We start from the raw sequence: 26771 nt of genomic DNA on the forward strand, positions 1-26771 counted from the left end.
AGCTTGAAGATCGAAGTTTAATAGGAATTTAGAAGAGTTGTAGAAGAGTTGTAGAAGAGGAGTTATCATATGAGAACCTATGAAATCATATTGCTGTTGGCGAACTTATCGACATTATTTTTGGTGTTTCGCAAGCGTTCCAGGAAAGTTTGGCTGGGTATTGCAGGAGTGAATCTGGTGATTCTCTGCCTTCACGGAGTCGTAGAAGGGTTCCGTTTTCAACTGATTTTCTCCTACGCGTATGTCGTCCTGCTTACGTTGTATGCATGGGTTAAATCAAGCGGCCGTTTTACTTTTAAAAGCCCGCCTCCGTTAAAAGCTGCCCTATTGATCTTATCCGCGGCAGGGCTCCTTTTGACTGCCATCCTCACGTACGTTTTTCCGGTATTTACGCTTCCCAAACCGACCGGAAGCTATGAGGTGGGCGTGAAATACTTCAATTGGGTCGATGCCAATCGCCCGGATCCTTTTCTGGATCCACCCTCTCAAAAGCGTGAGCTGATGGTGAAAGTCTACTATCCAGCCGAGAAAGACCGTACTGCACCTTATGCTTCTTATTTTCATCAATCTCCGGCATATGTAAAGTCGTTTATCGGGAGCTTTGGAATTCCCACCTTCTTGTTTCAGCATCTTAGCCGGGTTACAACGAATGGAAAAGAAGGCCTGCCGCTCTCCGATCAAGAACCAAGCTATCCGGTGATCCTGTTTTCCCATGGAGCCGGAACCTCGGTCGAAGTCCAGACGTCCCAGTGCGAAGATCTGGCAAGTCACGGGTATATCGTTGCAGCGATTGATCATCCTTATATTTCTTCCGTCACGCAGTTACCTGATCGATTGGTTTCAGCCCGCGAGGCTACGGCAACCTTTGATACGAGCGAGGCCACAGCGGCCCTGTCCCAAATTATGGCCGACGATTCCGAATTCGTGATCACAAGCTTGAACGAGCTCAACGAAGGGAAAATCGACTCCAACTTTAAAGGAAAGCTGAATCTGAACGAAATCGGGGCTATAGGACATTCCCTTGGCGGATCTGCCGCTTACAACTTGGCGTTGAACGACAGCAGAATCAAAGCTGCCATTGATTTGGACGGTGACGTCTATATTACGCCTCGTGACACTTCGAAGATGGCCCCCTTTCTCATGCTGGCCAGTGATCAAAATACACGATTGATTCAAAATCGGGAACCTCTGATGATGAAAAATATAAACCATATTCCTGACGAGATGCGGGAAAAAGCGCTGGCGCCCTATGGAGGTAACGAGAAAGCTTATAACGAGGATTACGAACATGCGCGGCAAAATATTTTAGGACTAATAGATGTTCTAATAGAGTCCGGCAATTTCTATCACATCGAAGGCAGCAGCCACTTGGAATTCACGGATATGGGCCTCTTTATCGGCAACCGCCAGCTTCGCGAGCTTTTAGGACTAGGCGGGAAGATCGATCCGGAAAAATGCCTTGAAATTACGAAATCCGTAACGTTGGCGTTTTTTGACCAGCATTTAATGGATGAAACTGAAAATGCATTGGAATCCTTAACTTACAAGCATCCGCAATTAAAAAAGCTGCAACTGACCCATTAACGTACCAGAGGTCGCATCGTCATTAATACATTCTCAGGTTAAATAAGCTAACGGGAAGTACAGTTTAATTTAAACTGTACTTTCAATTGCCCATAGTTGAGTGGGAAAGATTTCGGGTTTCCCAGCCTTACATAAGCCAATTGGCTCGATACCATAATGTGATTAGTATAAAGCTAAACGACCGTTCCCTGTTCCAAAAAACGGTCGCAGCATAATGGTTTGACGCGGTTATGGCTACACTGAAGTGTTTTTCTGTTGCGTAGTTTATTTCCTGAATACTTTAGAGTGCTGTTCCTTTTCGGGGTATAGAGAGTTTGGTCATATCCACACCTTCATGCTGAAGAAGTTTATACTTTCTATCCAGACCACCGGCATAACCGGTTAGACTCCCAGAAGCACCCACCACTCTATGGCACGGTATAATGATGGATATAGGGTTGTGACCCACAGCTCCACCTATTGCTTGGCTTGACATACTTGCTTTATTTATTTTTGAAGCTAGAATTTTTGCAATCTGCCCATAACTAATATATTCACCGTAAGGAATATCACAAAGAATATTCCAAACCAATTTTCTGAAATCCCCACCGTTTGGAGCAAGTGGGAGGTCAGAGACCGCTGGTTTCTTTCCATCGAAATATTTTTCCAACCAAATTTTTGTTTTGTTGAAGATGGATAAGTTCATATTTTCAGTCATTTCAGCATGTATAGTGCCTCCAAAGTACTTTTGTCCTTCGAACCATAAACCCGAGAGCATGTGGCCATCACTTGCCATAGTAATTAAACCTAAAGGTGATGAATATGTTGTCGAAAAATACATAATTCCTCCTAATGATTGACACTGTTTAGAAATTCATAATTTCACTCGACGTTTCCTAGAAGCAATAGATCCCTCAATTTTTCATTTTAGAGACTAAGTATAGAAAATAAAAGTGGAAAAGTTGTTGATCGAAAAAATAATAGGCGATAAGTTAGTTCTAAATTTGTGAAAAAATGATGGGACAGAGCCATAACCAGGTGGCTATGGAATAGATAGTCGATTAAAAAGTAACTTATAGAAAAGAGCCACATCAAGCCCATTATTGATAAGGTGTATAGCTGGGCAAGCATACGCCACGATGCTCTCTGCTCGAGCGTCATAGGGAAGGGATAAGACCGGGCTTAAGGGGCCGTCAGTGTATTCATTCATGATGGAGAGCATCTAATCGGATATGCAGATCTAAGCTGCGGGAGAAAATCATAACTGCCTCTTTATACCGGCACTTTAAAAGCAAACAGCAGATCTTTCACGTTTTGGCCGAAGAAGTGGTAAAACGCATCTTGTCGGCCTTTCAGGACAATGGGGATTGGAGCGAACAGCTATTCCGGTTGGGTGTGAATTTCAGGAAACAACTACAGCCCTTTCCTTGTTCTGCACAGCTCCTGATGCAGACCATGCCGACAGCTACGGACTATGTTTCCCTTCTTGAACGGATGCTTTCTATTATTAAGCGTTACCTCTTAGTGATAAGGATAAATTCTCCTCATATAAATGCCAAAAAGTCCGCGAAGTTCGCGGACTTTTATGCGCTTGGCAGCGCACAGACCCGTTTTAGCTTTCAGCAGCAGAACGGCTTTCGTCTTTTGTATTCTCTTTCTGTGATATTTTCATCGGTTTAATAAAGAATGACAATACTAAAGCAAAGAATGCCAAAACGGTGGAGAACGTAAAGGCAGCTGAGACCCCATGAATCATTGGATTGGGAAGGTGTTGCTGAACGGCAGCCGCTGTATTGTTTGTCATAACCGAAACCAGCAAGGCTGCTCCAACAGAAGCGGCCAATTGCGTTAACGTGTTACTCATTGCGGTTCCATGTGGAATCAAATGGTCAGGCAGTTGGTTTAATCCAGCCGTCATGACTGGCATCATCATAAGAGATATTCCGAACATTCGTATGGCGTAAATTACCATCATATAGATGTATGGCGTAGAAGCGGTTATGTTACTGAACAACAATGTCATACCTACTAAGATAACCGAACCAATCACAGCCAACGGTCGTGCTCCAATCTTATCAAAGATCCTCCCGGTAATCGGCGACATAACCCCCATCACAATCGCACCAGGTAACAACAGCAAACCCGATTCAAGCGGCGTAAAGCCTCTTGCCGTTTGTATATAAAGCGGAAGAAAAAGCTCTACGCCGATCATCGTCACCATAACGACCATACCGATGACTAAGGTCAATGAGAAGGTCCAGTTTTTTAACACCTTGAACTCAAGCATCGGTTTTTCAACAGTCAACTGCCGCCTAATAAACAAACCAATAGCGACCGTACCGACACTCAAAGCAATGACCACTTCTGAACTGTTCCAGGTATGATTACCTGCGCTGCTGAAGCCATACAACAATCCTCCAAATCCAAGGGAGGACAAAATAATGGACATGATATCAATTTTTGGACGAGTCACTTTCGTAACATTTTCAAGCATAAACGAAGCAAAAATGATTATAAGTACAGCAATTGGCAAAATCATATAAAAGAGTGCCCGCCATGAAAAGTTCTCAACAACCCAACCGGAAAGTGTCGGTCCAATCGCAGGAGCAAAAGCCATCACCAGTCCCACCATACCCATTGCTGACCCGCGTTGTTTAACAGGAAAAATCATTAAAAAGATCGTTTGCATTAAAGGGAGCATGAGCCCATCACTTACCGCCTGTAGAATTCTACCGAATATTAAAATAGGAAAGTTTGGTGCTATAGCAGCCATCAATGTCCCGGACGCAAACAGGCACATGGCCGTAATAAAAAGTCTTCTTGTTGAAAATTTTTCTATTAGAAAAGCTGAAACCGGAATCAACACTCCAGTGACAAGCATGAACCCGGTCGTTAACCACTGAGCTGTATTAGCGGAAATGGATAGATCTTTCATGATTTGTGGCAAAGCAGTATTGAGGAGCGTCTGATTTAACATGGTAACAAATGCACCTGCAAGCATAACGACCACAAGTATAGTCCGTTTAAACGTTGGAAGAGACTGTTCTTTCTCCATGTTGGTTTCCTCCTATCCCGAATGGAATAAATGACACCCATTACAGTGCCTAGCATTATCGATACAGCGATATGAGCTACGGATTTCGTGTTTTCTATACTACAAGTATATTTTTGAACTCATAGTTTACTTGGACTATATTATACTTGATTGAGCAAAAAATCAATCACTAAATATATTCGGAGTATATATTTGAACAGTTAGTATATGGTGTATAATGTTAACAGAAAGGATGATAATGGTGCAGGTGAAAAAATCCGATATATTAATGACGGCTCTCCGTCTTTTTATTGAACAAGGTTATCATGCCACATCGATCCAGGACATTCTTGACCAAACCAATATTTCAAGAGGAACCTTTTATAAACACTTTCAAACCAAAGGAGAACTATTTAGGGATGTACTTGTGTATTCCGAAGAAAAAATGTATGTAGAGCGGGATCAACTTTTAATCGGACAGGATGAAACGAACAAACATATCTTTATTCGTCAGTTAGAAGTTATGATGAACTATCGCATAGAAAAAAAAGTCGATGCCTTGCTCATGGACGCTCTAGTTTCCAACGATAATGAAATTATTGCTTTCTTAAAACAGATCAGGCAACAATGGGCATATTGGTTCTTCACAAGAATGAAGCAGATTTACCCGGAATATCGGGATTATATTGCGGATGCTACCATTTTTTTAACGGGGATTCTGCACAATGCCAACGAAATAAATAATGTTCAAATCCAACCCAAACCCATGATTGAAATTTGCAATTATTGTTTTAATCTAGTAGATGAAGTCCTTCCATTACTCAAACATAAGCGTATACGACTTTTTAATATTGAAGATTTTGAACAGACTTTTCTTAGCATAGGACAAGTAGATTTCCCTTATAATGACCTCATGTTAAGTACTGGGAATTTAAAAAAATTAATTGAGAAACTTCCTGCGAATAACGATAATAAACAGCAAGCCCTTGATTTGTTACAATTTGTACAGAATGAAGCAATGTCTGAGAATCCGCGGAAAGCCGTAATTTCAAGTTGTTTGAAATCTTTAATGAATATAAAAAGTATTATGAATACTGATGAATTGGTAATTTATTTGAATACATTAAAAAAGCTAGGGTTTTATCCTGTAGATTTGAATCCGTAAAGATAGAGTCCGTTTTCCCAGTAAGGAGATTTTTTCGGAATAACATTCCATCGAGACACAGAATCGCACTTGTACATGGGCTTGAGGAATGTACTTGCGGAGCTGCCCGAATTTGAAATCGGCGTTGTATGATTGGAGCTCAATCTTGGAGAAGCCTGACGGAGACAGCGGACAAAGAGCTGTCTCTTTTTATATTAATATGGTTTGCTGAATTCAATTCATTTGGACAACAATACGTTGTCGGGAGCCATACTTATTTATGGGGGGAAGGATTGTGAAATCCACTTCTAGTCGAGCTGGGGTCTAGTCCATTTTTTCATAATTGATGAGGATTTCAAAAAACAACATTTCACTTAAAAATCGGAGAATATGGTGGTAATTATCTAAGGACTTGATTTGTAGCGGTATCTTAGTACAATGGTTTTATGACTACTCAAAAAATGATAAATGATGAGCTCAGAGTCAAAATATTTAAGGCGTTAGCCGATGAAACAAGATTGGACATTATTCGAAATCTATACATCAGCAAGAATGAGATGAATTGTGGAGAAGTCGGCCACATTCGCGATACTACGAAATCAAATACTTCGTATCACTTGCGTACTTTAAAGGAGGCGAAATTGATCAAGGTACGAAAGGAAGCTCAAGCGAAGTATATGAGCATCGATTTGGAAACATTTCAAACTTACTTACCCGGATTTCTGGATACGTTGTAGAAAGAAATTCTCTTTTTTTCTTCATTAGTTCAATAATCATTGAACAATGGAACTAAATTATAAAGGGTGAATAGAATGATCAAATTAACTACTTTATTTTTCCTCATCATGTTTGTTATCGGTACAGATACGTTTTTAATTTCTCCGCTCATCCCCACGCTTCAGAACTTGTTTCATATTCCAACGGAATATTCCGGTTGGATGGTTGGGGCTTATGCTTTAGGTTATGCCATTTTCGCATTAATCGCTGGACCGCTTTCCGATGGATGGGATCGCAAAAAAGTAATGCTTTTTGGCATGGTCTGCTTCTCGGTTTCAACCATATTATGCGGCTTTGCCACAAGTTTTTGGTCGATGTTCGTATTCCGTTTTTTAGCTGGAGTCAGCGCAGCATTTACGGCGCCTCAAGTCTGGGCATCGATCCCTGCTCTGTTTCCAACACCAAAAATAGCCAAAGTATCAGGAATCGTCATGGCAGGCTTAGCTGCTTCCCAAGCGTTCGGCATCCCTATTGGAAGTCTGCTTGCCTCAACCCATTGGTATTATCCTTTCTTTACAATCGGTGCATGTGCACTATTGGTGGCGGTATTCATCTTCTACGCTTTGCCCGAAATGAAACCAAATCATGGCCAACAAACCATAACCAAGACTCCGATCTTCAGTAGATACATCCCCTTATTGAACAGCCGAATGGCGAGAATGGCTTTCCTCGCTCACTTCTTATTTCAGTGTGGATTCTTTGCTGCCTTTTCTTTCATTGGAAAATGGGTGACAGATCGCTTTCATCTTTCAATTGATCAAGCGGGGTACGTGATGTTTTTTCTTGGTCTCGGGAATATAGTCGGAAGCTTCGGCGGTGCCTATGTGATCAAAACGTTTAACCGTTTCAATACGCTAGTTGTGGGCTTTCTTGTCTCTATCGCATGTTTTATTGTTTTGCCTCACTTGCCATCGGTTGCGGCTTTCGAAAGTGTTTACTTTTTCATATTCGTTAACATGGGGATCGCTTTTCCCCTAATATTGGGAATGTTGAATTCATTACATCCAACCATCCGCGGCACGACTTCCAGCTTGGCCAATTCAATCATGTATGCTGCGACAACGCTCGGGTCTTGGATCGCTGGCCTCATTTACGCGGCTTTTAACGGTTTTTCCGCCGTTGGCATGTTTGCGGCTATATGCTTTGCCGGTTCATTGTTATCTTTCATATTCAGCGGTATTTTGACCAGCCAAGCGAAAACAAAGAAGGAGATTGCATCATAAATGCATAGAAGGAACTCATATGGATTTTCTGAATCTTCCGAAATTTAACATCCTAAGTATTTGTGAGAATGAATTTGAATTCCTAATTCAAATGGTGACGAACTCTCCACCTTTGGCTTGCCCTCATTGTGGATGTATAGCCAACCTCTACAAACATGATAGCAGGGAACAGATTTGTATGGACTTGCCTCTTCACGGCAAGCGTGTAGGCCTTCTCATAAAGCGTCAGAGATATTGCTGTAGAGGCTGCAATCGAACCTTTTGGGAACACTTAGACCACACCATAGACAAAAAGCGAAACTGCACCAAACGATTATTGTCTTATATAGAGACGCAAAGCATTAAACGTACGTTTGTTAGCATATCCGAGGATGTTGGATTGCATGAAAAAACAATACGCAACATCTTTCGTGATTACATCAACCGTCTTAGAGAAACGCATCGATATGAAACTCCCAATTGGCTTGGGATTGACGAAATTCACATCATTAAACCAAGATGCGTTGTAACCAACATTGAGGAATGTACTTTGTTGGATGTTTTGCCCAATCGTAACAAGGAAACCGTTGTAGATTACCTCTTACGCCTTCCAAATATAGGACAAATTCGATACGTCACTATGGATATGTGGCAACCGTATAAAGACGCCGTAAGGGCTGTATTGCCAAAAGCGCTTATCATCGTAGATAAATTTCACGTTGTCCGTATGGCAAACCAAGCGTTAGAAACCATTCGTAAGCAGATCCTTGAAGGATTATCGCCAAAAGAACGCCGCGGGCTGATGCCAGGCCGTTTTATCCTCTTAAAACGGGATATAGAGCTTACAGAGAAGGATAGGATTACGCTAGACCTTTGGACAAAGAATCTTCCTTCTCTCGTCACTGCTTATGACTTAAAGGAATCATATTTGGATATTTGGGAATGTGATAGCAGACAAACGGCATTTCTTAAATACAACGAATGGAAAGCTAAAGTACCAACGGAACTGCAGTCCGCTTTTGAACCACTGACAAGGGCTATGAAGAACTGGGAAGAAGAAATATTCGCTTATTTCGACCATCGCATTCCAGATGCTTATACGGAATCTCTAATTCGCCTTATTCGAGTCATTAATCGGTTAAGAAGGGGATACTCTTTTGAGGCCCTAAGAGCCAAGATACTCTTTACAGAGGGACTTAGAAAGCAATGCAAACCCAAGTACCAGAGGCAGTTTGATAGCTACCATCTACAGGAGGAAAACTTCCCGATGTTTAATAAGCCAACTATTGAAGTTGTTCGTGAGCCAGAAGAAATAATCTTCCTGGGAATTGATTTGCCCACCTTGATCGATAAATTGGTGAAGGACGAATTATAAGGTCTCCTCTCATTAAATATGAAAACACGCCTTGATGCATCAACATTTTTCCGTTGGTTTTTCTCACAATTTACGGCAACAGGCATACGCCCCATAGCCGGCTTTTAATAGTCAAAAAGAGATGTCATTGCACTGGATCCATGGTGAGATGATTTCTCTTTTTTGTTTGTCTAGGGTATATTCAGATTTTTGTACGAAAGCAAACATTGAATGAATAAGGTTGTCCTCTAAACTCTGCCCCGGGCAGAGTTTTTGAGAGTGGTCCGGGCAGCCTTCACAAGTTCTTCATAAGTTTTGGGTAGAATGTTTGGAAGCTGAGGATTCAATCCAAATAAAAATATGCAAAGGTGTGTGACAAACTGTGAAAAAAGTATTCATTTTTATTAGCCTTGCAGCAATCCTGGTGCTAAGTGCGTGTGGAAACAAGGATAATGCAAACAATAATACGAACATGGACATGGGCGGCGACCATTCAAATATGGGGGATATGGGCAGCATGAATCATTCGGGTTCTGGTGAGGTTCCTGCAGGGTTAAAAGAAGCTCAAAATCCCACATATAAAGTTGGAGATGAGGTTGTGATCCATGCCAAGCATATGGAAGGCATGGATGGAGCCAAGGCTACAGTGGTCGGTGCCTACGACACAGTGGCTTATGCTGTAACGTATACTCCAACCACTGGAGGTGAACCCGTTCCCAATCACAAGTGGATTATCCAGGAGGAAATAAAGGATGCGGGTAGTGAGCCCTTGCAACCAGGAACTAAGGTGACCATTGAGGCTGATCACATGGAAGGTATGAAAGGCGCAGAGGGCACCATTGACTCTGCTGAAAAAACAACGGTGTATATGGTTGACTACACGCCAAGTACAGGAGGAAACCCCGTTAAGAATCATCAATGGGTAGTCGAAAGTGAACTTTCTAAATAGAAAAGTTTTGAAGCAAAAGAGTGATGTCCATGTGGCATCATATCCAACCAATGCATATTCACGGTGGACCATTTGAAGACGTGCACAAGACGGTGGCAGTCTGATGATGATCTTGGATGTTACCGAATAGGAGAAAGCTCCACCTTTAGGTGGAGCTTTCTTTTTCAACAATACATCCTCAGGTAGACGTTATACCAATGGGTTCTTATTAGAATATTGGGGCGGCCTTTGCTGCGCTCGTATGGTCTAATGCTGAAAATAACCCGGCACTTAGCCTTCCTATGCAAATATTGCAAGAGGTAACAGGGTTGGCATTACCCAGGGAGGAAACAATTAAGGTTTTTTCGCTATCAAATCCAGAAAATTTGAGTGATATATTTAAAAGAGCTGGTTTTAAAAATGTCGACATCCGCTCCGTTCGGCACCTTCAGCGGATTTCATCGATCAAGGAGCTGCTTCTACACCAAAAAGAGATGGCATCCGGCATGATGGGTAAGGGGTTGGTAAGTATTAATGATGAAATACGATCTCGGTTGATATTGAAAATCAAGGAGGCTTTCGAACCCTATGAAGGAAAGCGAGGAATAGAAATTCCTGGAGAGTCCCTTCTGGTTCATGGAACCAAATAAAGATCTTCCCGAAAGGAAGGATATCCTTCCTTTCGGATGGTTTCCCTTCTTTACTTTGGAATGTGTCGTCTGTTCTATTCTATGAAAATACGGAATAAAAATAGACTACACACAACAATAAAGAAAGGGAGAACTACATGCCAAAACCAACTGCATTTAAAGGACTAGGGGTATTTACATTCCTAGCATCTTTCATTATCTCCTTAAAAATCATCCCGTTGTATATGGATGCCCCCCCTTTACCCATGAAAGAGGTACCTGAGCATCAGGTGAAAATAAATGATCCGCTCATCGAAACGGGCCGCCAAAAAACTATAGCGGTTACGTCTTCATTAAAGACAACCCCTTCATCTAAAAGTGTGACAACGCCCCAAGCGTTGAAACAAGATAAAAGCAATCTGCCATCTGATACGAATCAGGCCAATACAAGGTTAGCTACAAAGAATCAAATTACTACTCCAGTTACGAAGAAGTTGCCCCAAAAGAGTAATCCGGTTCATTCAGGTCCACCTCAGGTCCTTATTTACCATACGCACAACCGGGAATCTTGGCTGCCAGAACTCGAGGGGAAGAAGAATCCAAGTCAGGCGTTTGACGCAAAAATCAATGTTACTTTATTAGGAAAAGATTTGGCTTCTAAGTTAACGGCAAAAGGCATGAGTGTCATTCAATCCACCGAAGATTACGCCAGTGAAATCCATAACTTTAATTACGCAAAATCATATGTATATTCCAAGGCTACACTCACTCAGGAACTGTCTAACCATAAATCTATCGAATATGTGTTTGATATCCATCGAGATTCAGAGTCTAAAAATCGTACAACGATCCAATTCAACAATGTTGATTATGCTCAATTATATTTTGTGGTCGGAAGGGATAACTCAAACTGGGAAAAAACAATGCAATTTGCCACTAGGATTCAAAATAAACTAAACAAAAGGATACCAGGAATCTCCAAAGGCATTTATCAAAAGGATCATTCGAGTGGTAATGGTAAATATAATCAATCCCTTGTCGAATCCAGTGCCTTGATAGAAATAGGAGGAGTGGAGAATATGCTGCGAGAGAATTATCGTACGATCTCCATCTTGGCTGATGTCATTCATGAGATTTGGCATGAAGATCATGGTTCGACTGTGTCTTGATAGATAAATACCTTTAACCGATCTGGCAATGCCAGATCGGTTTTTTTGTTTGGCGCCTATATGAATATTTGCCTTGGTTTTTTTCTTGCTCGGAATCAATTCTTTACAAAATTGTTGTTTTTTCTTGTGTAACATGTTCCGTTACTCAGATAAGTAACTTGATTTCGGGATACAGAAATCGACAAACTCTATGTATTTTCGCTGCAACTTCAATAAAATTCAACAAATACCAGTAGGGAAAGGTACGGTTAATGACAATCTTCTAAATTAGGCATTGACAAAAAATCTGATTATATACTACATTATGTAGGGTTACATTTTTTTAATAATTATTGCCGAATTTCTTGAAATTGAAAACGGGGGAACCATTTTGGGGTGAAATATTCTCATTGAAGAATAGAGGGAACCTTCTACCGAACCCTTAGCTAACTCCGTAGGCATCGGAAGGAGAACTACATAGTGAAGAAAGTAATGTTGTCATTGATAGGTGCGGCCATTGTTTTTTCAGCAAGTGCAACCAGTTCCTTTGCCAGTTCCGTTAAACTCGAAAGTGAGGTGGATAAGGTCGTAGGCACTCCTTATCAGTGGGGTGGCACAACAGTGGCTGGTTTTGACTGTTCCGGTTTTATTTTATACATATTTGATAAATTCAATTTAGATTTACCCCGCACATCTAAAACACAGGCTCAAGTCGGAACCCCAGTAGATCGTGAAAACCTTAGAGCAGGAGACCTGGTATTCTTTAATACGGACGGTACGGGAATATCTCACGCGGGTATTTATATCGGCAATAATGAGTTTGCACACTCTTCAAGCAGTAAAGGCGTTACCATTAGCAAATTATCCGATTCATATTATAAAAATCGGTATGTTACAGCACGCCGCGTCGTGAGTCAACAAAGTTACCTGAAAATGATCAGCGAAATTTGATCTAGTCGGGATAAGCCAACTAATTCAAAAATGAAAGCACCGGCTGAAGTCAGCCGGTGCGTTTTGTTGTTTATTCAGGGACGTTGTTCACATTGGGATCAGGCGTATAATTATTTTGATAATCATCATACATCACATCAGTTACCATTCCAGCGGACGCGTGGTGTAAATCGTGGCAATGGAACATCCATTCACCGGGGTTGTCAGCTTCAAAGGCAACTTCATACGTTTCGCCAGGTTTGACGTTCTGCGTGTCCTTCATGATCGGAGATCCTTGAACGGGCTTGCCATTCTTGCTCAAGACCTGGAAGAAATGGCCGTGCAGGTGCATCGGGTGATCGTCCATTTTGGATTGATTTACAAAGGTCACCTTTACCTTATCTCCTCTTTTTACTTTGATTGTATCCGTGTCCGGAAAAACCTTTCCATTGATCGTGTAAACCATCTCTCCATTTCTCATCTCGGTATTTAGATTCATTGTCACGACTTCATCAAAAGTTTGATCCAAAGAAAATGCGGACGCAGACAGGCTTCCGTACTCCTCCAGATCAAAATCGGGAAGTTCTTCGGAGGCATCGGAAGGGTCGGGCTTCGCATTGGAACCTTCGTATTGAATCATGGCTCTCATATTTTGTGCTCGATTATCCTTCGCGTGTTCTTCAAGTAACCAGGTTCCGGGATGATCTGCGGTAAATTCAATGTCATACCGTTCACCGGGAGCAATCGAGACGAATTGATCCTTGATCACAGCCGGGTCATTCACGGGCTGCCCGTCGGATGCAACAACCTTAAAGGAATGACCGTGTAAATGCATCCGGTGCGTGATGTAGCCGGCGTTAATCAACCGAAGTTTTACTTTTTCACCCTCTTTAACGGTAAGCTTATCGATCGCATCACCTGTTTTTCCGTTGATCGTATAAAGGTCATACATACTCATATCATGTCCTGCCATATTCATCCCACCGTTATCCATGTTCATATCTTCAGAACTCATCCATTCATCGAGCACAAGGGTGTAATCGCGGTCAGCTGTATCTTGGGGGTCTTCGACTACAAGAGAACCATACAAGCCTTTGTCCACTTGATTCACACTGTCTTGATGTGAATGGTACCAATAAGTACCCGGTACGGTAGCTTTAAATTCATAGGTGAAGGTCTTTCCGGGTTCGACAGCATCTTGTGTGACTCCTGGAATTCCGTCCATGTTGTTGGGAACCGGATAGCCGTGCCAATGGATGGAGACAGGCTGCTTGAGGTTATTTTTCAAGTTTATTTTGACCGTATCCCCAACCTTTACCCGGACTTGTGGACCGGGAACCGAGTTGTTAAATGTCCAAACAGGAATGGTTTTTCCCTTTTCCACTTCGAGATTACTCTCCTGTGCGGTTATGGTGAATTCTTTACCATCCACAACAGGTGTTGCTGTTGTCAGTTTAGCGGATGTAGCGGATTCACTGGAGTTGGAAGTGGAGTTTGAACCCATGCTCATTTTTGAATGATCCATACCGTTCATATTGCTTACTTTCGAGCAGCCAGCAGCAAAAACGGCCACCGAGCTGGCGAGGATTATTGTTCTTAATATCGCTGCTTTCATTTGAAGAACCCCTTTCTAATTCTTTTGATGTAAACCTCATTCATCATAAAGTAAACATGTATAGAAATGATGAAGATGGCTGGGGTAGTATAACTTTAGGCTTGAATATTATACTATAGGGGGGTATACTAATGATAAATCGAAAGGAGGAGTCGAAATTGAAAACCATTACTTTAAACGTAAACGGAATGAGCTGTCAACACTGTGTGAATTCCATTGAAGGAGCTCTTAAGCAAATAGGGGCTGGGGGGAAGGTTAACTTGTCCAACGCCTCTGTTGAAGTTCAATTCGATGAGACCAAACTTACGGAAAGCAAAATTAAAGAGACCATCGAAGACCAGGGTTATGATGTTGTCTAAGTAATAAGTTAAGTAACCTTGAAGTGATATATAGAGGTGCCAAGAAAGCCTTGGCGCCTCTAACTATGCTCGGAACAAGTGAATCCTTAATAAAAGGCATTGATGTCGTCAAAATGAAGAAAATCGGGAAGAAACATAACAGGTCATTTCGTTGTGAGAAATGATCTGTTTGATTATAGTCTTGCAGAGAACGGAAGTTGAGGCGTAGAAAAAAGAATCAGTCTATACGTTTGGAGGGAATTCATGCGTAGAATTTTAGTTGTTGAAGACGAGGAGAAAATCAGAGAAGTCATCATCGCTTATTTAAAAAAGGAAGGGTTTGAAGGGCACGAAGCGGCTACAGGGGAGAGTGCATGGAATGAATTAGCCAATCAACCTTTTGATTTGGTTTTATTGGATCTTATGCTTCCCGACATGAACGGAGAGGATTTATGCCAGAAAATCCGAACAGCTTATCCCACACCAGTTATTATGCTGACAGCTAAATCGTCCATTTCACATCGTATTCATGGATTGTCGGTTGGGGCAGACGATTATATGGTGAAGCCTTTCGATCCTCAAGAACTCATAGCCAGAATTCGCACTGTACTGCGGCGAACCAATCAGCAAGAACTTCTGGCCGATCGATTAGAATATGGCGAAGGACGTCTGATGATTGATAGCCATGCCAAACAGGTCTTCGTGCAACATAAACCCATCAGTTTAACCCCATCCGAATATAAATTGCTTTTAGTTATGGCGAGAAACTCGGAGCGTACGTTTTCCAGGGAAGAATTGATTGAACTCGTTATGGGGTTTGAATTTGATGGAGACTCGCGTATTATTGATCAGCATGTCAAAAATTTGCGTCAAAAAATGGAGGAGGACCCGAAGAACCCATTATTCATCCGGACTGTTTTTGGAGCAGGGTACCGCTTTAATGGGGGAAGTTTATGAAACGTACATTATCCTTTCGCTTAAGCACAGTTCTGATTTTATATACCGGTTTTATTTTGGTGATCGCTTCGATTGCTATGATCAATGCAACCCACTACCATTTTCAAATGTATGGACGCGAAATGTCCGAAGCGCAGCATTCAGCGGATTCACTGAATTCTCACTTGGAGCAAGCGATTATACAATCCATTGGCTTAACGATTGGGGGAGCTTTAATCGTCTCATTTGTGTTAAGTGTGTATATCGCCAAACGGATTTCGTCGCCATTAATCAGCATGAAAAATATTACATTAATCATGGCCCGAGGAAAACGGGATGTCCGTCTCCCGTTGAAGAGTTTGCCCAAAGATGAGCTGGAGGAGCTGGCCGCGTCCATCAATCACTTAGCTGAACAACTGGAGCAGCAAGAAAAATTGAGAATCGCTATGACCGAAAATATTGCCCATGAGTTGCGGACACCCTTAACCACATTGAATAGTTACCTCGCTGCTATTCAAGACGGAATATGGGAGCCTACTCCGGAACGGATCCAGTCCAGCCGTGAAGAAATTCACCGTTTGATTCAGCTGGTTCATGATTTGGAAGAGCTTCAAATCGTTAATTCCATCGATTTTCAATTCATGCTTGAGCAAGTCTCCTTAAAGAAGTCTATGGATCAAGTCATGGACCTCATGCGTCCTTCATTTCAACAAAAGGGAGTTAACCTGGAGAAAAAAGATATACCCGATGTTTGCGTGATTGCCGATGAAAGCCGGCTTATTCAAATCTGGACAAACCTGTTATCTAATGCATTGAAATATACACCTGAAGGCGGTACCGTTGAAGTCAAGGGCACCGTCCGGTTAGATCTGGTCCAAATTACCGTCTCAGATAATGGCATAGGAATTCCATCAGCGGATCTTCCGCATATCTTTGAGCGTTTTTATCGGGTAGATAAATCACGCAGCCGTAAAATGGGTGGCGGTGGGCTTGGATTAGCCATTACCAAAACGTTGGTAGAGCGTCACAGTGGGCAGATATGGGCTGAAAGTGAAAATGGTGCACAATTTTACGTACAGTTACCGATACAAAGGTGAGGCTTATAATGACTGCAATTCATGACGCTCCTACCGGGGCGTTTTTTGCTGTTCCAATATTCATTGGTTAAAGAAAAAAATAAACCGCTTGACAATATAGGGTAGGGGGCTATACTATATTCACATCGAAACCGGGAATTTATGGCATTGATCACCTCGTTCACTGACGGCCGTCACGAGCGTGAAAGGGATGAAGGACCGGTTTTATCTCTCTAAAGGAGGATTATAGAAATGACAACTCAGTCTCAAGGTCTTGCCCAGGCTGATCCGAGGCGCTGGATGGCACTCGCATTGTTATGCCTTGCGAATTTTATGGTGATTATGGATACATCGATTATCGGGGTAGCTTTGCCCGCTATTAAAGAAGCGCTGGGGTATTCCCAAGAAAGCTTACAGTGGGTGTTTAACGCATATGTTATTTTCTTTGGCGGCTTTCTATTGTTGGGGGGCCGGTTGTCTGATCTGTTTGGACAAAAACGCATGTTCATGTGGGGGTTTCTTATTCTAACTGCAGCCTCGTTACTTGCAGGGCTAGCATGGAACGATACTGTACTCAACATCGGCCGAGCGCTCCAAGGCTTTGGGTCTGCACTCATTGCACCATCGGCGCTAACGATCGTTATGATGTTGTTTAGCGGAAATCCCAAGGAATTAGGAAAGGCTTTGGGATTCTGGGGGGCATCCGCTGCTGCAGGAGGTTCGGCGGGAGTGTTTCTTGGCGGTGTCATCACCGAATGGTTAAGCTGGGAATGGACATTTCTGATCAACGTCCCTGTCGGAATTCTTGCCCTGATATTGTCTCCCGGGCTTTTAGCAAAAGGAACACGCAGAAAAGGCAGCATTGATATCGTAGGATCCGTATTTGTTACGGCGGCATTAGTTTTAATGGTGTATGGGATTGTCACCGCAGAACATAACGGATGGGGAGCACCTACGACGATATGGACCCTGATTTTAGGTATAGCACTATTTATTCTTTTCCTCATTGTTCAGGCGGTCAAAAAGGAACCGCTTGTACCGCTTCGAATTTTTAAGGCACCTAATCTAGCAGCAGGTAATATCGCACTGTTAATGTTATCAGGGGGATGGATTCCACTTTGGTACTTCCTCAATCTCTACATGCAGCAGGTTTTGAAATTTTCAGCTTTTACCGGCGGTGTCGCATTGCTGCCGATGACCATTGTCATCGCCATTTTCATGATTGCGATAACGGGCAAGCTCATCGCCAAAATTGGCGTAAAAGCGAATATCGTGATAGGTTTGACTGCCTTAGGAGGTTCGATGATTCTGTTCTCCACGAATACGCCCGTAGACGGAACCTTCTTAGCGAATGTGCTGCCGGCTTCACTTTTAGGTGCGCTCGGGATGTCTCTGGCTTATATTCCTTCCATGATGTCTGCCATGAACGGAGCTAAGCCTGAGGAAGCAGGGCTTGCATCAGGGCTTGCCAATACAAGCTACCAGATTGGTTCAGCAATCAGCTTGGCGATCATGGTTGCCATTGCAGCAACAACGACTTCGGCACAAGCAGGTGGCGATCCAATGGCAGCTCTGAACAGTGGATTTCAAGCTGCATTCTTGTGGTCGGGTATCGTTGCATTTATTGGCGCTGTATTGGCATTGATTTTCATTCGTTCACCAAAAAAGGCTGGCTCCGACATCTCTAAATCGATGTAATCTTTTTAACTTCAGTCACCTTGTGGCTGAAGTTTTTTGACTCCGGCTAATTTTAGGTGATTTGGCGGCAGAGACATGAATGGGTGTTATCAACTTGACTTTATAGGGGTAGGGGGTATATATTGAGTGCAAGAGATTAATCATGCTGTGATATATGAAGTAAACCAATACGTTTGTAAGGATCTTTATACAGGAATGGAGGCAGGGACAATGAGTGTTGAACTGGAGACGGTAGAAAGTTCTTTAGCAGAAAATTCAGGGTGCTGCTCAAGTGAGGAACTGGGGCGAAAGAGCCATCATTCCGAAAAAGAAAAAAACAATATGATATCCAGATTGAACCGTATAGAGGGTCAGATTCGAGGGATCAAAGGATTGATCGAAAAAGACACTTACTGCGATGATGTGTTAAACCAGATTGCCTCGGTGCAATCGGCTTTAAATGGGGTCGGTAAGCTTTTACTTGAGCATCACATGAAGAGCTGTGTTATCGATCGGATCCAAGAAGGTGACACTGAGGTTTTAGATGAGCTATTGAAAACCATGAATAAGTTAATGAAATAAAGACCTTTAGAGGCAGCGATCACGCTGCTTTTTTATTTTGGATCATCATATAGGGTACTGGGGTACACAAAAAGAATCTAGAAAAGTGTTGACTGTTTATAGGGTAGGGGGGTATACTAAATACAAAGAAGCTGTTGGAAAGCAAAATAAACGCTTTAATATAACAACCCATGAAAAAAGTAATATCATGCAAGTTTTAAAACTGTGAGAATGCCTTTGCCATTATCCTCTAGGAGTGATGAACATGGAAGCCGTAGCTGGAAAAGAGAGCAAACAGACGACGCTGCAAATTACAGGAATGACTTGTGCTGCATGCGCCAATCGTATTGAAAAAGGACTGAATAAACTGGAAGGTGTTTCTTCAGCCAACGTGAACTTTGCCTTGGAAAAAGCAAGTGTAACGTATGATCCAGGTAAGGTAGGCGTCGATAAGTTGGAGGAAACGATAAAAAAACTCGGGTATGATACGGCGAAAGAAGTCGTTGATTTTAACCTCGAAGGAATGACCTGTGCTGCGTGTGCTAACCGTATTGAAAAAGGCTTGAGCAAACTTCCCGGGGTTACCAACGCATCCGTCAACTTTGCGATGGAAACGGCAAGAGTCGAGTATTCGCCAGCTGACATCTCCATTTCGGATATGCAGAATAAAGTTAAGCAGCTCGGTTATAAAGCGGTAACGAAGCAGGAGAACAAGAAAACGGTCGACCACCGGAAACAAGAAATTAAGCATCAGAAACGATTGCTGCTCTTATCGGCAATCTTGTCCATTCCGTTGCTGTGGAGTATGGTGGCTCACTTTTCGTTCACCTCGTGGATCTACCTGCCAGAAATTTTGATGAACCCGTGGTTTCAGCTCATTTTAGCAACACCGGTCCAATTTTATGTCGGAAAACAGTTTTATGTGGGGGCCTATAAGGCACTCCGAAACGGAAGCGCCAATATGGACGTGTTGGTATCGCTAGGGACTTCAGCTGCTTATTTCTACAGTCTGTACCTGACGATTGACTGGTTCACTGACGGAGCGAACGCCCACCACGGTCCATCACTGTACTATGAAACAAGTGCGATCCTGATCACTTTAGTCATCATGGGTAAGCTGTTCGAATCGCTGGCCAAGGGCCGGACTTCTGAAGCCATTAAATCTCTGATGGGACTTCAGGCGAAGACGGCACTGGTTGTACGCGATGGTCAGGAAATTACGATTCCGGTCGATGAAGTGATTGTCGGGGACATGGTTCTTGTACGGCCCGGAGACAAAGTTCCGGTTGATGGTGTGGTGCTGGAAGGAACATCCTCCGTAGACGAATCCATGTTAACCGGTGAAAGTTTACCCGTCGAAAAGAACGCCGGAGATGCCGTCATTGGAGCGACCATCAACAAAAATGGCATGCTCCGTATTAAAGCAACCAAAGTCGGCAAGGAAACTGCGCTGGCGCAGATTATTAAAGTGGTTGAAGAAGCCCAGGGCTCCAAAGCCCCGATTCAGCGGGTGGCAGACGTGATCTCCGGTATCTTTGTTCCCATTGTGGTAGGTATTGCGGTGGTCGCTTTCCTGGTCTGGTATTTCTTAGTCACACCTGGCGAGTTTGCAGAGGCCTTGGAAAAAGCAATCGCCATCCTAGTTATTGCCTGCCCATGTGCGCTGGGGTTGGCAACTCCAACATCGATTATGGCCGGGTCGGGTCGTGCTGCAGAGCTCGGGATCTTGTTCAAAGGCGGAGAACACCTTGAACAGACTCATAAGATTGACGCCATAATCCTGGATAAAACAGGAACGGTAACGAAAGGTAAACCTGAACTTACGGATGTGCTCACAGAACTGGACGAAGAGGATTTCCTTAGATTCGTCGGTGCTGCGGAGAAAAATTCGGAACACCCTTTGGCCGAAGCGATTGTGACCGGCATTCAGGAGCGCAATATTTCCCTTCCTGGAACAGAAGCTTTTGAAGCTATTCCAGGCTACGGAATCCAGGCTGTCGTCGAAGGAAAAGAACTGCTGATCGGTACTAGAAGATTGATGGAAAAGTACGATGTAGATGCTATGCATGCCTACGAAACGATGTCCAGACTCGAAGAAACGGGAAAAACAGCTATGCTCGTAGCGATCGATAAGCAATATGCCGGCATGGTTGCGGTGGCGGATACCATTAAAGAGACTTCTAAAGAAGCTGTCCAACGCTTAAAAGGAATGGGCATTCAGGTGATCATGATCACCGGTGATAATGAGCGTACAGCCAAAGCGATCGCTGCCCAGGTTGGCATTGATCATGTACGTGCAGAAGTGTTGCCCGAGGGGAAAGCAGAAGAAGTTAAAGCCCTGCAGGCCCAAGGAAAAACCGTAGCCATGGTGGGTGATGGCATTAACGATGCTCCGGCATTAGCCACAGCCGATATAGGAATGGCTATTGGGACAGGAACGGATGTTGCCATGGAGGCGGCGGACGTGACCTTGATGCGTGGCGATCTGACGAGTATCCCGGACGCCATCTATATGAGCCGTAAAACGATGAGTAATATCCGCCAGAATTTATTCTGGGCGCTAGGTTATAACACCCTTGGCATTCCGATCGCTGCCATCGGCCTGCTGGCACCTTGGGTAGCAGGAGCAGCGATGGCTCTGAGCTCCGTATCCGTTGTACTGAACGCACTTCGGCTGCAGCGTGTAAAAGTACGCAGCTAACGATTGCAGCAGAAAGGATAAGATAGCCAACAGCAAGCGAAAGGAGGTGAATAGGATGCAAGATGCAAACGTCAAAGTACATGGAATGAGCTGCCGTTCATGCATTCGTAAAATTGAAGGAACATTGAATTCCATCGGTGTGGAGGGAAAGGTTCATTTTGATCAAGGCACCGTTGAGGTCAAGTACGACGAATCAAAATTTACCCTTGGAGACATTAAGGATGTTATCCGGAGTAAAGGGTATGAGGTCGCTAATTAATATTGGGAAAAGGAGTGAGGGCATGTCAGTAAAAATCTACACGATTCCCACCTGCAGTGATTGCAATCATGCGAAGCGATACTTCAAAGAGCAGAACGTTCCTTATATAGAATATAACTGCGAAGAAAACCCTGAATATGCAGTAGAAGTTAAAAATCTTACGGGTAAACAAATTGTTCCGACCATCCTTATTGACGATAAAGTGTTCATTGGGTTTGCAGAAAACTTCAAGGAAATAAGTGCATTACTGGCATGAATAGGATTTGGAGGGTTCAAAGGGCTCTAACTTGTAGAATTCCAAGTTAGAGCCCTTTTACGTTGCAACCTGCTGGAGGTTGGTATTTCTTGAACAAGTTCGAGCCAGCCAAGAGGCGGGATGAACACCTGCTAAAATGTACAGCGGATATTAGACCAAATGGGTTACTAATTTTGGCTTGACTCGTAAAAAAATGATAATGGTATTGCATCCGCTATGGCTTTGTTCCCATCGTCATTGGGGTGAGCTTTGTCGCCTGAATCATAAATATGGAGCATTTGAGTCGGCTCTTGTGGATCCGCCAATGTCCGATCCAGGTCGATGATTAGATCCGTTTGAGCGTTAGAACGGATCCATTGATTCACTTCTTGACGTACTTTTTCCCGCTCATCAGTAAAAAAATGCGATTTCCCAAAGGGTGTCACGGTACATATTGCTACCTTGAGATGTTGTTTCTTTGTTCGGTCGATCATTTCATTCAACCCTCTTATCAGTTGTTCCGAGGTAGCATCACCGAAAATATCATTGATGCCGCAATTAAATATGATTCCCTTTAGACCTGGCTGGGAAAAACCTTCTCGCTCTAAACGATCAAGCATTCGTTCACCGGCATTTGCTAAACCAAGAGCTGCCCCTTCTTCAACATCTCTTGCATCTCTTAAAATCATGTTGCCGGTTAGTCCCGCGTTTAGAATCGAGGGGAACGGCTGATCATGACTCACTTGACGAATTCGATTCAGTAATAAGTCTGGCCAACGTTGGTTAGCATTTAGACTGGAAGCATAGCCTTCTGTAATGGAGTCTCCCATCACAACAAAGACCCCAGGATCAACTTCTGAAGACATCACTTCTACATCTAAAGCGGTTAACCAATAGTACGAATGTGTTGTAGTATCAAATATTTTGCCATCGTTCACCTTAGTTTGGTTTCCTTGCGCGATGTACGTGGAACGAGCAGGGGAAAAGTGCCAAGTTGAAACCTTGGTATAAACGGGCAAATAGAGACTAATGGTTAAATCAGCGCTTAGATCAGCATGATACGAGATAGGGTCACTATACAATGCTTTCCCAACCGGTATGACAACCTTGGATGACCCTTTAAATGTAACATTGCCAATATTTTGATCATCAATATTTGCATTCTTGCGGTGGCTTGCTAGCGTGACATTGTCAAGTGTTAAAGGATAAACTCCGTAACGATTAGAGAATTGAATACGCCACATCGATCCGTAATTATGAGGATGTATCACCATGCGTACAGTCTGGTTCTCGAATGAAGCATGGGAGAAGGCATGACCAAAAAACCGATCGTCAAATTGGGTTTGACTCGCATACCATGATCTTTTCCATTGAGACATACTACATACTCACCTTCCCTTCAGGATAGTATACCCCCCTTATCTATTTATATATCATTATAATTCCATACATGCAATGTAACTAGCCCGTAAGTGAACAAGTGGATGGAACATTTCTATTGGATTGATGCAATTAAAATTAGATTTTAGACGACGTAAACCAAACTATAGGTAGGACAAAATAGCACCTTACCGAAAAAACTTATCAGCAGACGCCCTGCGCGTCCATACGTCTATACGGCTTGTCATTAGAGCGCATAGAATATATCAAATCTAGCATCTAGAAAGTGGTGACGAGTATGAAGATAGAGAACGTGAAAGGTGCTTATGACATTATAATCGGCTTGGGAAGCTGGTGCGGGCCATCCATCTTTTTGTGGCGACGTCAGCTGCGACGTTTCTCCTTTCCGTTAGACTGGATGATCTCGAATTCGGTCACGGACGTGACCCGGTTGTTAGAGAATCGGTTCGAAGGTTTTATGGATCTTGGGCAGCTCCGGAAGATTGAAGGCACTTCTGCCTATTTAGAAGACGGAATCGCAGTACCGCAAGGAGCCGGGACATATCATAACGCTCATTATATTCTAGATACACGCTATAATGTTATCTCCGTCCATGATTTCCCCGTTATCCCCTACCAGGATTGGACGGCCACCTACGGCGTGTACAGTGAGAGACTTATTCGTCGAATTCAAAGGTTTTTACATGTGCTCGATCACAGTCGTTCTGTTCTGTTCATCAGGTGGGGAGAAATCGGGGAAGCGGAAGCCGTCAAGCTTCATGCTGTCGTATCCTCGTTGACTCCGGGCAACTGCAAAATACTATTCATGCAGACCGTATCCGGGTTGCAGTCGATTCAAGAGATTGATTGGGGACATGACGGCATCGCTACGTTGCAGGTTCCCCTCGATGAGCCCTATCATGAATCCGCTTGGGATTGTACCATGAACGGTCAGTCTTTAACGGGGCATTGGTAGTATTGGTAGCGGGGAATAAAGTTGCACACGATGTTATGTTTTCACTTTGGTTCATTATTCTCCTTGACCAAACATGTCGAGCTTCTAAAAAAAAGAAACCGCAGGACTTCTTTCTGCATCTATGTAAACCTATGAAAAAATCAACTTTACAACTTCATCCGTTTCTTTTAGGAAAAAAAGAGAGAAGACGTGAACGTCAATGATCTTCAGCATCATATAAACTGGAATGATAATAATCTGTCACTCGTTTGTTTAGAGATCTTTGGACTTTGATACCAAGGTTCTTTTTCTGTAATCAGCCGCTTGGATATGTGAAATGGGTACTCGTCATATTCACTATATAGAATATGACGAGATTTAGGGATGCCTGGACATGAAATGCGAAATCGCGGCGGATATCCGGTAAAATGCAGTGTTGCCTTCCAACGGCCGGCTGCAGACTACCGGTCCGACGCAGTAGCCTACTCACGGGGTTGGAACGTACAAATCATTCGATATCCCCCAGAATCATTTCATGTAACGCCGTTCCTGCAAGGACCATAGGATATACATTCTCTTCTTTCGGTACGACAAACTCCACAAGTACGGGACCAGGTGTATTTAGAGCCTCTTGCCAAACGCGGATAGCCTCTGCTTTATTACTCGCTCTCAACCCTTTGATTCCGTAGGCTTCAGCCAGCTTTACGAAATCGGGGCTGCCGGCAAGGTCGATTTGGCTGTAACGCTTGGCGTAACTGAGTTCCTGCTGCTGCTTAACCATTCCCAACACTTGGTTGTTAATCACGACAATTTTGACAGGAATCCGATGAATGAAACAAATAGCCATCTCCTGCGCGCACATTTGCATGCCCCCGTCACCATTTACGGAAACCACAAGACGTTTCGGATTCCCGATCTGAGCGCCAATGGCGGCCGGTAACCCGAACCCCATCGTTCCAAGACCTCCTGAGGTGATCAGCGAGCGGGGGTGGTTAAACTTGTAAAATTGAGCTGCCCACATTTGGTGCTGGCCTACATCCGTAGTTATGATCGCCTCGCCTTGTGTGGTTTCATGGATCATTTCAATGACATATTGGGGCTTAAGCTCCGTATCCGAATCTTTGTACCGAAACGGAAATTTTCGTTTGTATTCCTGAATTTCTTGGATCCAACGATCGGATGGGGAGGCGGCAGCTTTCGTATTCGCATAATCCAGTACAGCCTTGATATCACCGATGCATGCAATATCTGCTTTGATGTTTTTGCCAATTTCAGCCGGATCAATATCGACATGGGCAATCCGTTTGGCATGTGGGGCGAAGCCATCCACCCTCATGGTCACCCGGTCATCAAACCGCGACCCCATCGAAATAATCAGATCGGCATGCTGGATGGCCATATTTGCTGCATATGCACCATGATGGCCCGCCATGCCCAGCCACAGGTCGTGAGCACTTGGAAAGCCTCCCAAGCCAAGCAATGAGGTCGCCACCGGAATGTTGGTTTTATTCACGAACTCCAGCAACTCATTGGTTGCGCCTGAATAAACCACTCCTCCTCCGGCGATCATGACCGGTCTTTCGGATTCGGTAATCGCTTGAATCAAGGTATCGATCGGGTCTGTATCCAATTTCGGATCGGAATCGTATCCTCGAAGATGAATCGCCTCCGCGGGTTGGTAATACAGCTTGTGATTGGATACATCCTTAGGAATGTCGATTAATACAGGACCTTTCCTGCCCGTATTCGCAATGTGGAAGGCTTCGTGCACGATACGCGGCAGGTCTTGCACATGACGAACGGAGTAACTGTGTTTCGTTATGGACATGGTCATGCTGACGATATCTGCTTCCTGAAAAGCATCCGTGCCCATGACCGTAGTCGACACGTTGCCCGTAATGATGACGAGAGGTGTGGAATCCATATAGGCCGTCGCAATCCCCGTAATCAGATTTGTCGCTCCCGGTCCGGATGTGGCGATGCAGACGCCGACTTTCCCTGTCGACCGGGCATAACCGTCTGCTGCGTGTATCGCTCCCTGCTCGTGCCGGGCCAGAATATGTTTGAACTCCGGATTGTCGACCATAGCGTCATAAATGTACAGCGCGTTGCCTCCGGGATAACCAAAAACATGTTCAACCCCCTCGAGCAATAAACAGCGCAAAAGGCATTCGGATCCTGTGATGAGTTCAGCTTTGTCTCTCTTCGTTTCCATGTGATATCCCTCCAATAAAAAAATCCCCTCTCATCCCAAAAGCCGGCAGCATACTGCCGTACTAAAGGGGCGAAAGGGGTTGATTTTCGCGGTACCACCCTGGTTTGCCTAAAA

General features: G+C 43.6%; 24 protein-coding genes and 1 riboswitch. Of the genes, 19 read left to right on the forward strand and 5 right to left on the reverse strand.

Translation table 11 applies throughout. The features are described 5' to 3' along the window. Positions 1 to 69: 69 nt before the first annotated feature. Positions 70 to 1584 carry an alpha/beta hydrolase family protein gene (locus tag ABID47_RS11495; protein ID WP_354496763.1) on the forward strand — a complete coding sequence of 505 codons (1515 nt, stop codon included), beginning with the start codon at positions 70 to 72 and terminating at the stop codon, positions 1582 to 1584. A 280-nt stretch (positions 1585 to 1864) separates the two neighbouring features. Here the strand turns inward: ABID47_RS11495 and ABID47_RS11500 are convergent, their stop codons facing one another. Next, positions 1865 to 2404 carry a methylated-DNA--[protein]-cysteine S-methyltransferase gene (locus ABID47_RS11500; RefSeq protein ID WP_163877623.1) on the reverse strand — a complete coding sequence of 180 codons (540 nt, stop codon included), beginning with the start codon at positions 2402 to 2404 and terminating at the stop codon, positions 1865 to 1867. Between the two features lie 485 nt (positions 2405 to 2889). Between ABID47_RS11500 and ABID47_RS11505 the strand changes: the two genes are divergently transcribed. Then, on the forward strand, positions 2890 to 3243 hold the full coding sequence (locus ABID47_RS11505; protein ID WP_354497299.1) for a TetR/AcrR family transcriptional regulator C-terminal domain-containing protein: 354 nt from the start codon (positions 2890 to 2892) through the stop codon (positions 3241 to 3243). Here ABID47_RS11505 and ABID47_RS11510 read toward each other — a convergent pair. Then, positions 3176 to 4618, reverse strand: coding sequence for a DHA2 family efflux MFS transporter permease subunit (locus ABID47_RS11510; RefSeq protein ID WP_354496766.1), 1443 nt, complete (start codon positions 4616 to 4618; stop codon positions 3176 to 3178). The genes ABID47_RS11505 and ABID47_RS11510 overlap by 68 nt on opposite strands. A 247-nt stretch (positions 4619 to 4865) precedes the next feature. Between ABID47_RS11510 and ABID47_RS11515 the strand changes: the two genes are divergently transcribed. From ABID47_RS11515 to ABID47_RS11550, 8 genes are all read left to right on the forward strand, one after another. Beyond that, the gene (locus ABID47_RS11515; protein ID WP_354496768.1) at positions 4866 to 5762 is read left to right on the forward strand and encodes a TetR/AcrR family transcriptional regulator; all 897 of its coding nucleotides are present in this window, start codon (positions 4866 to 4868) and stop codon (positions 5760 to 5762) included. Between the two features lie 440 nt (positions 5763 to 6202). Beyond that, positions 6203 to 6478 (forward strand): ArsR/SmtB family transcription factor, encoded by a 276-nt coding sequence (locus tag ABID47_RS11520; protein ID WP_425281307.1) that lies wholly within the window; start codon positions 6203 to 6205, stop codon positions 6476 to 6478. 75 nt (positions 6479 to 6553) lie between these two features. Continuing rightward, a complete protein-coding gene (locus ABID47_RS11525) occupies positions 6554 to 7741 on the forward strand; it encodes an MFS transporter (RefSeq protein ID WP_354496770.1) in 1188 nt (395 codons plus the stop codon). Positions 7742 to 7760: 19 nt separating this feature from the next. Then, a complete protein-coding gene (locus ABID47_RS11530) occupies positions 7761 to 9095 on the forward strand; it encodes an ISL3 family transposase (protein ID WP_354496772.1) in 1335 nt (444 codons plus the stop codon). A gap of 361 nt (positions 9096 to 9456) precedes the next feature. Further along, positions 9457 to 10023 carry a YdhK family protein gene (locus ABID47_RS11535; RefSeq protein WP_354496774.1) on the forward strand — a complete coding sequence of 189 codons (567 nt, stop codon included), beginning with the start codon at positions 9457 to 9459 and terminating at the stop codon, positions 10021 to 10023. Positions 10024 to 10331: 308 nt separating this feature from the next. Beyond that, positions 10332 to 10652, forward strand: coding sequence for a hypothetical protein (locus ABID47_RS11540; RefSeq protein WP_354496776.1), 321 nt, complete (start codon positions 10332 to 10334; stop codon positions 10650 to 10652). 137 nt (positions 10653 to 10789) lie between these two features. Next, positions 10790 to 11800: a stage II sporulation protein P gene (locus ABID47_RS11545; RefSeq protein WP_354496778.1), complete on the forward strand. Its 1011-nt coding sequence runs from the start codon at positions 10790 to 10792 to the stop codon at positions 11798 to 11800. A gap of 323 nt (positions 11801 to 12123) precedes the next feature. After that, positions 12124 to 12255: riboswitch (cyclic di-AMP (ydaO/yuaA leader) on the forward strand. A gap of 4 nt (positions 12256 to 12259) precedes the next feature. Next, positions 12260 to 12730, forward strand: coding sequence for a C40 family peptidase (locus ABID47_RS11550; RefSeq protein ID WP_354496780.1), 471 nt, complete (start codon positions 12260 to 12262; stop codon positions 12728 to 12730). A gap of 70 nt (positions 12731 to 12800) precedes the next feature. Here the strand turns inward: ABID47_RS11550 and ABID47_RS11555 are convergent, their stop codons facing one another. Then, entirely contained in the window at positions 12801 to 14312 is a 1512-nt protein-coding gene (locus ABID47_RS11555) for a multicopper oxidase family protein (protein WP_435530620.1), read from the reverse strand. Positions 14313 to 14482: 170 nt separating this feature from the next. Here ABID47_RS11555 and ABID47_RS11560 point away from each other — a divergent pair, with 170 nt between their 5' ends. From ABID47_RS11560 to ABID47_RS11595, 8 genes are all read left to right on the forward strand, one after another. Continuing rightward, positions 14483 to 14683, forward strand: a complete 201-nt coding sequence (locus ABID47_RS11560; protein ID WP_076169045.1) for a copper ion binding protein — start codon at positions 14483 to 14485, stop codon at positions 14681 to 14683. 243 nt (positions 14684 to 14926) lie between these two features. Beyond that, positions 14927 to 15619, forward strand: coding sequence for a response regulator transcription factor (locus ABID47_RS11565; RefSeq protein ID WP_354496785.1), 693 nt, complete (start codon positions 14927 to 14929; stop codon positions 15617 to 15619). Next, entirely contained in the window at positions 15616 to 16695 is a 1080-nt protein-coding gene (locus ABID47_RS11570; RefSeq protein ID WP_354496787.1) for a sensor histidine kinase, read from the forward strand. The genes ABID47_RS11565 and ABID47_RS11570 overlap by 4 nt, the downstream gene beginning before the upstream one ends. Before the next feature lie 231 nt (positions 16696 to 16926). Further along, positions 16927 to 18372, forward strand: a complete 1446-nt coding sequence (locus ABID47_RS11575) for an MFS transporter (RefSeq protein WP_354496789.1) — start codon at positions 16927 to 16929, stop codon at positions 18370 to 18372. A gap of 210 nt (positions 18373 to 18582) precedes the next feature. Then, complete coding sequence (locus ABID47_RS11580) at positions 18583 to 18933, forward strand: metal-sensitive transcriptional regulator (protein WP_285854921.1); 351 nt, start codon at positions 18583 to 18585, stop codon at positions 18931 to 18933. 244 nt (positions 18934 to 19177) lie between these two features. Beyond that, positions 19178 to 21613: a heavy metal translocating P-type ATPase gene (locus ABID47_RS11585; protein WP_354496791.1), complete on the forward strand. Its 2436-nt coding sequence runs from the start codon at positions 19178 to 19180 to the stop codon at positions 21611 to 21613. Between the two features lie 55 nt (positions 21614 to 21668). Next, positions 21669 to 21872, forward strand: coding sequence for a heavy-metal-associated domain-containing protein (locus tag ABID47_RS11590; RefSeq protein ID WP_152401705.1), 204 nt, complete (start codon positions 21669 to 21671; stop codon positions 21870 to 21872). 22 nt (positions 21873 to 21894) lie between these two features. Then, the gene (locus ABID47_RS11595; RefSeq protein ID WP_354496794.1) at positions 21895 to 22128 is read left to right on the forward strand and encodes a glutaredoxin family protein; all 234 of its coding nucleotides are present in this window, start codon (positions 21895 to 21897) and stop codon (positions 22126 to 22128) included. Between the two features lie 167 nt (positions 22129 to 22295). On the opposite strand, the gene ABID47_RS11600 is transcribed toward ABID47_RS11595, so the two are convergent. Beyond that, entirely contained in the window at positions 22296 to 23486 is a 1191-nt protein-coding gene (locus ABID47_RS11600) for a GDSL-type esterase/lipase family protein (RefSeq protein ID WP_354496796.1), read from the reverse strand. A gap of 299 nt (positions 23487 to 23785) precedes the next feature. On the opposite strand from ABID47_RS11600, the gene ABID47_RS11605 reads away from it, so the two are divergent. Next, positions 23786 to 24463 (forward strand): DUF1796 family putative cysteine peptidase, encoded by a 678-nt coding sequence (locus ABID47_RS11605; protein ID WP_354496798.1) that lies wholly within the window; start codon positions 23786 to 23788, stop codon positions 24461 to 24463. 487 nt (positions 24464 to 24950) lie between these two features. Here the strand turns inward: ABID47_RS11605 and ilvB are convergent, their stop codons facing one another. Further along, complete coding sequence (gene ilvB / locus ABID47_RS11610) at positions 24951 to 26657, reverse strand: biosynthetic-type acetolactate synthase large subunit (protein ID WP_354496800.1); 1707 nt, start codon at positions 26655 to 26657, stop codon at positions 24951 to 24953. Positions 26658 to 26771 lie beyond the last annotated feature (114 nt).

Source organism: Paenibacillus favisporus, from assembly GCF_040545415.1.
In the GTDB taxonomy this organism is placed as follows: Bacteria; Bacillota; Bacilli; order Paenibacillales; family Paenibacillaceae; genus Paenibacillus_AQ; species Paenibacillus_AQ favisporus.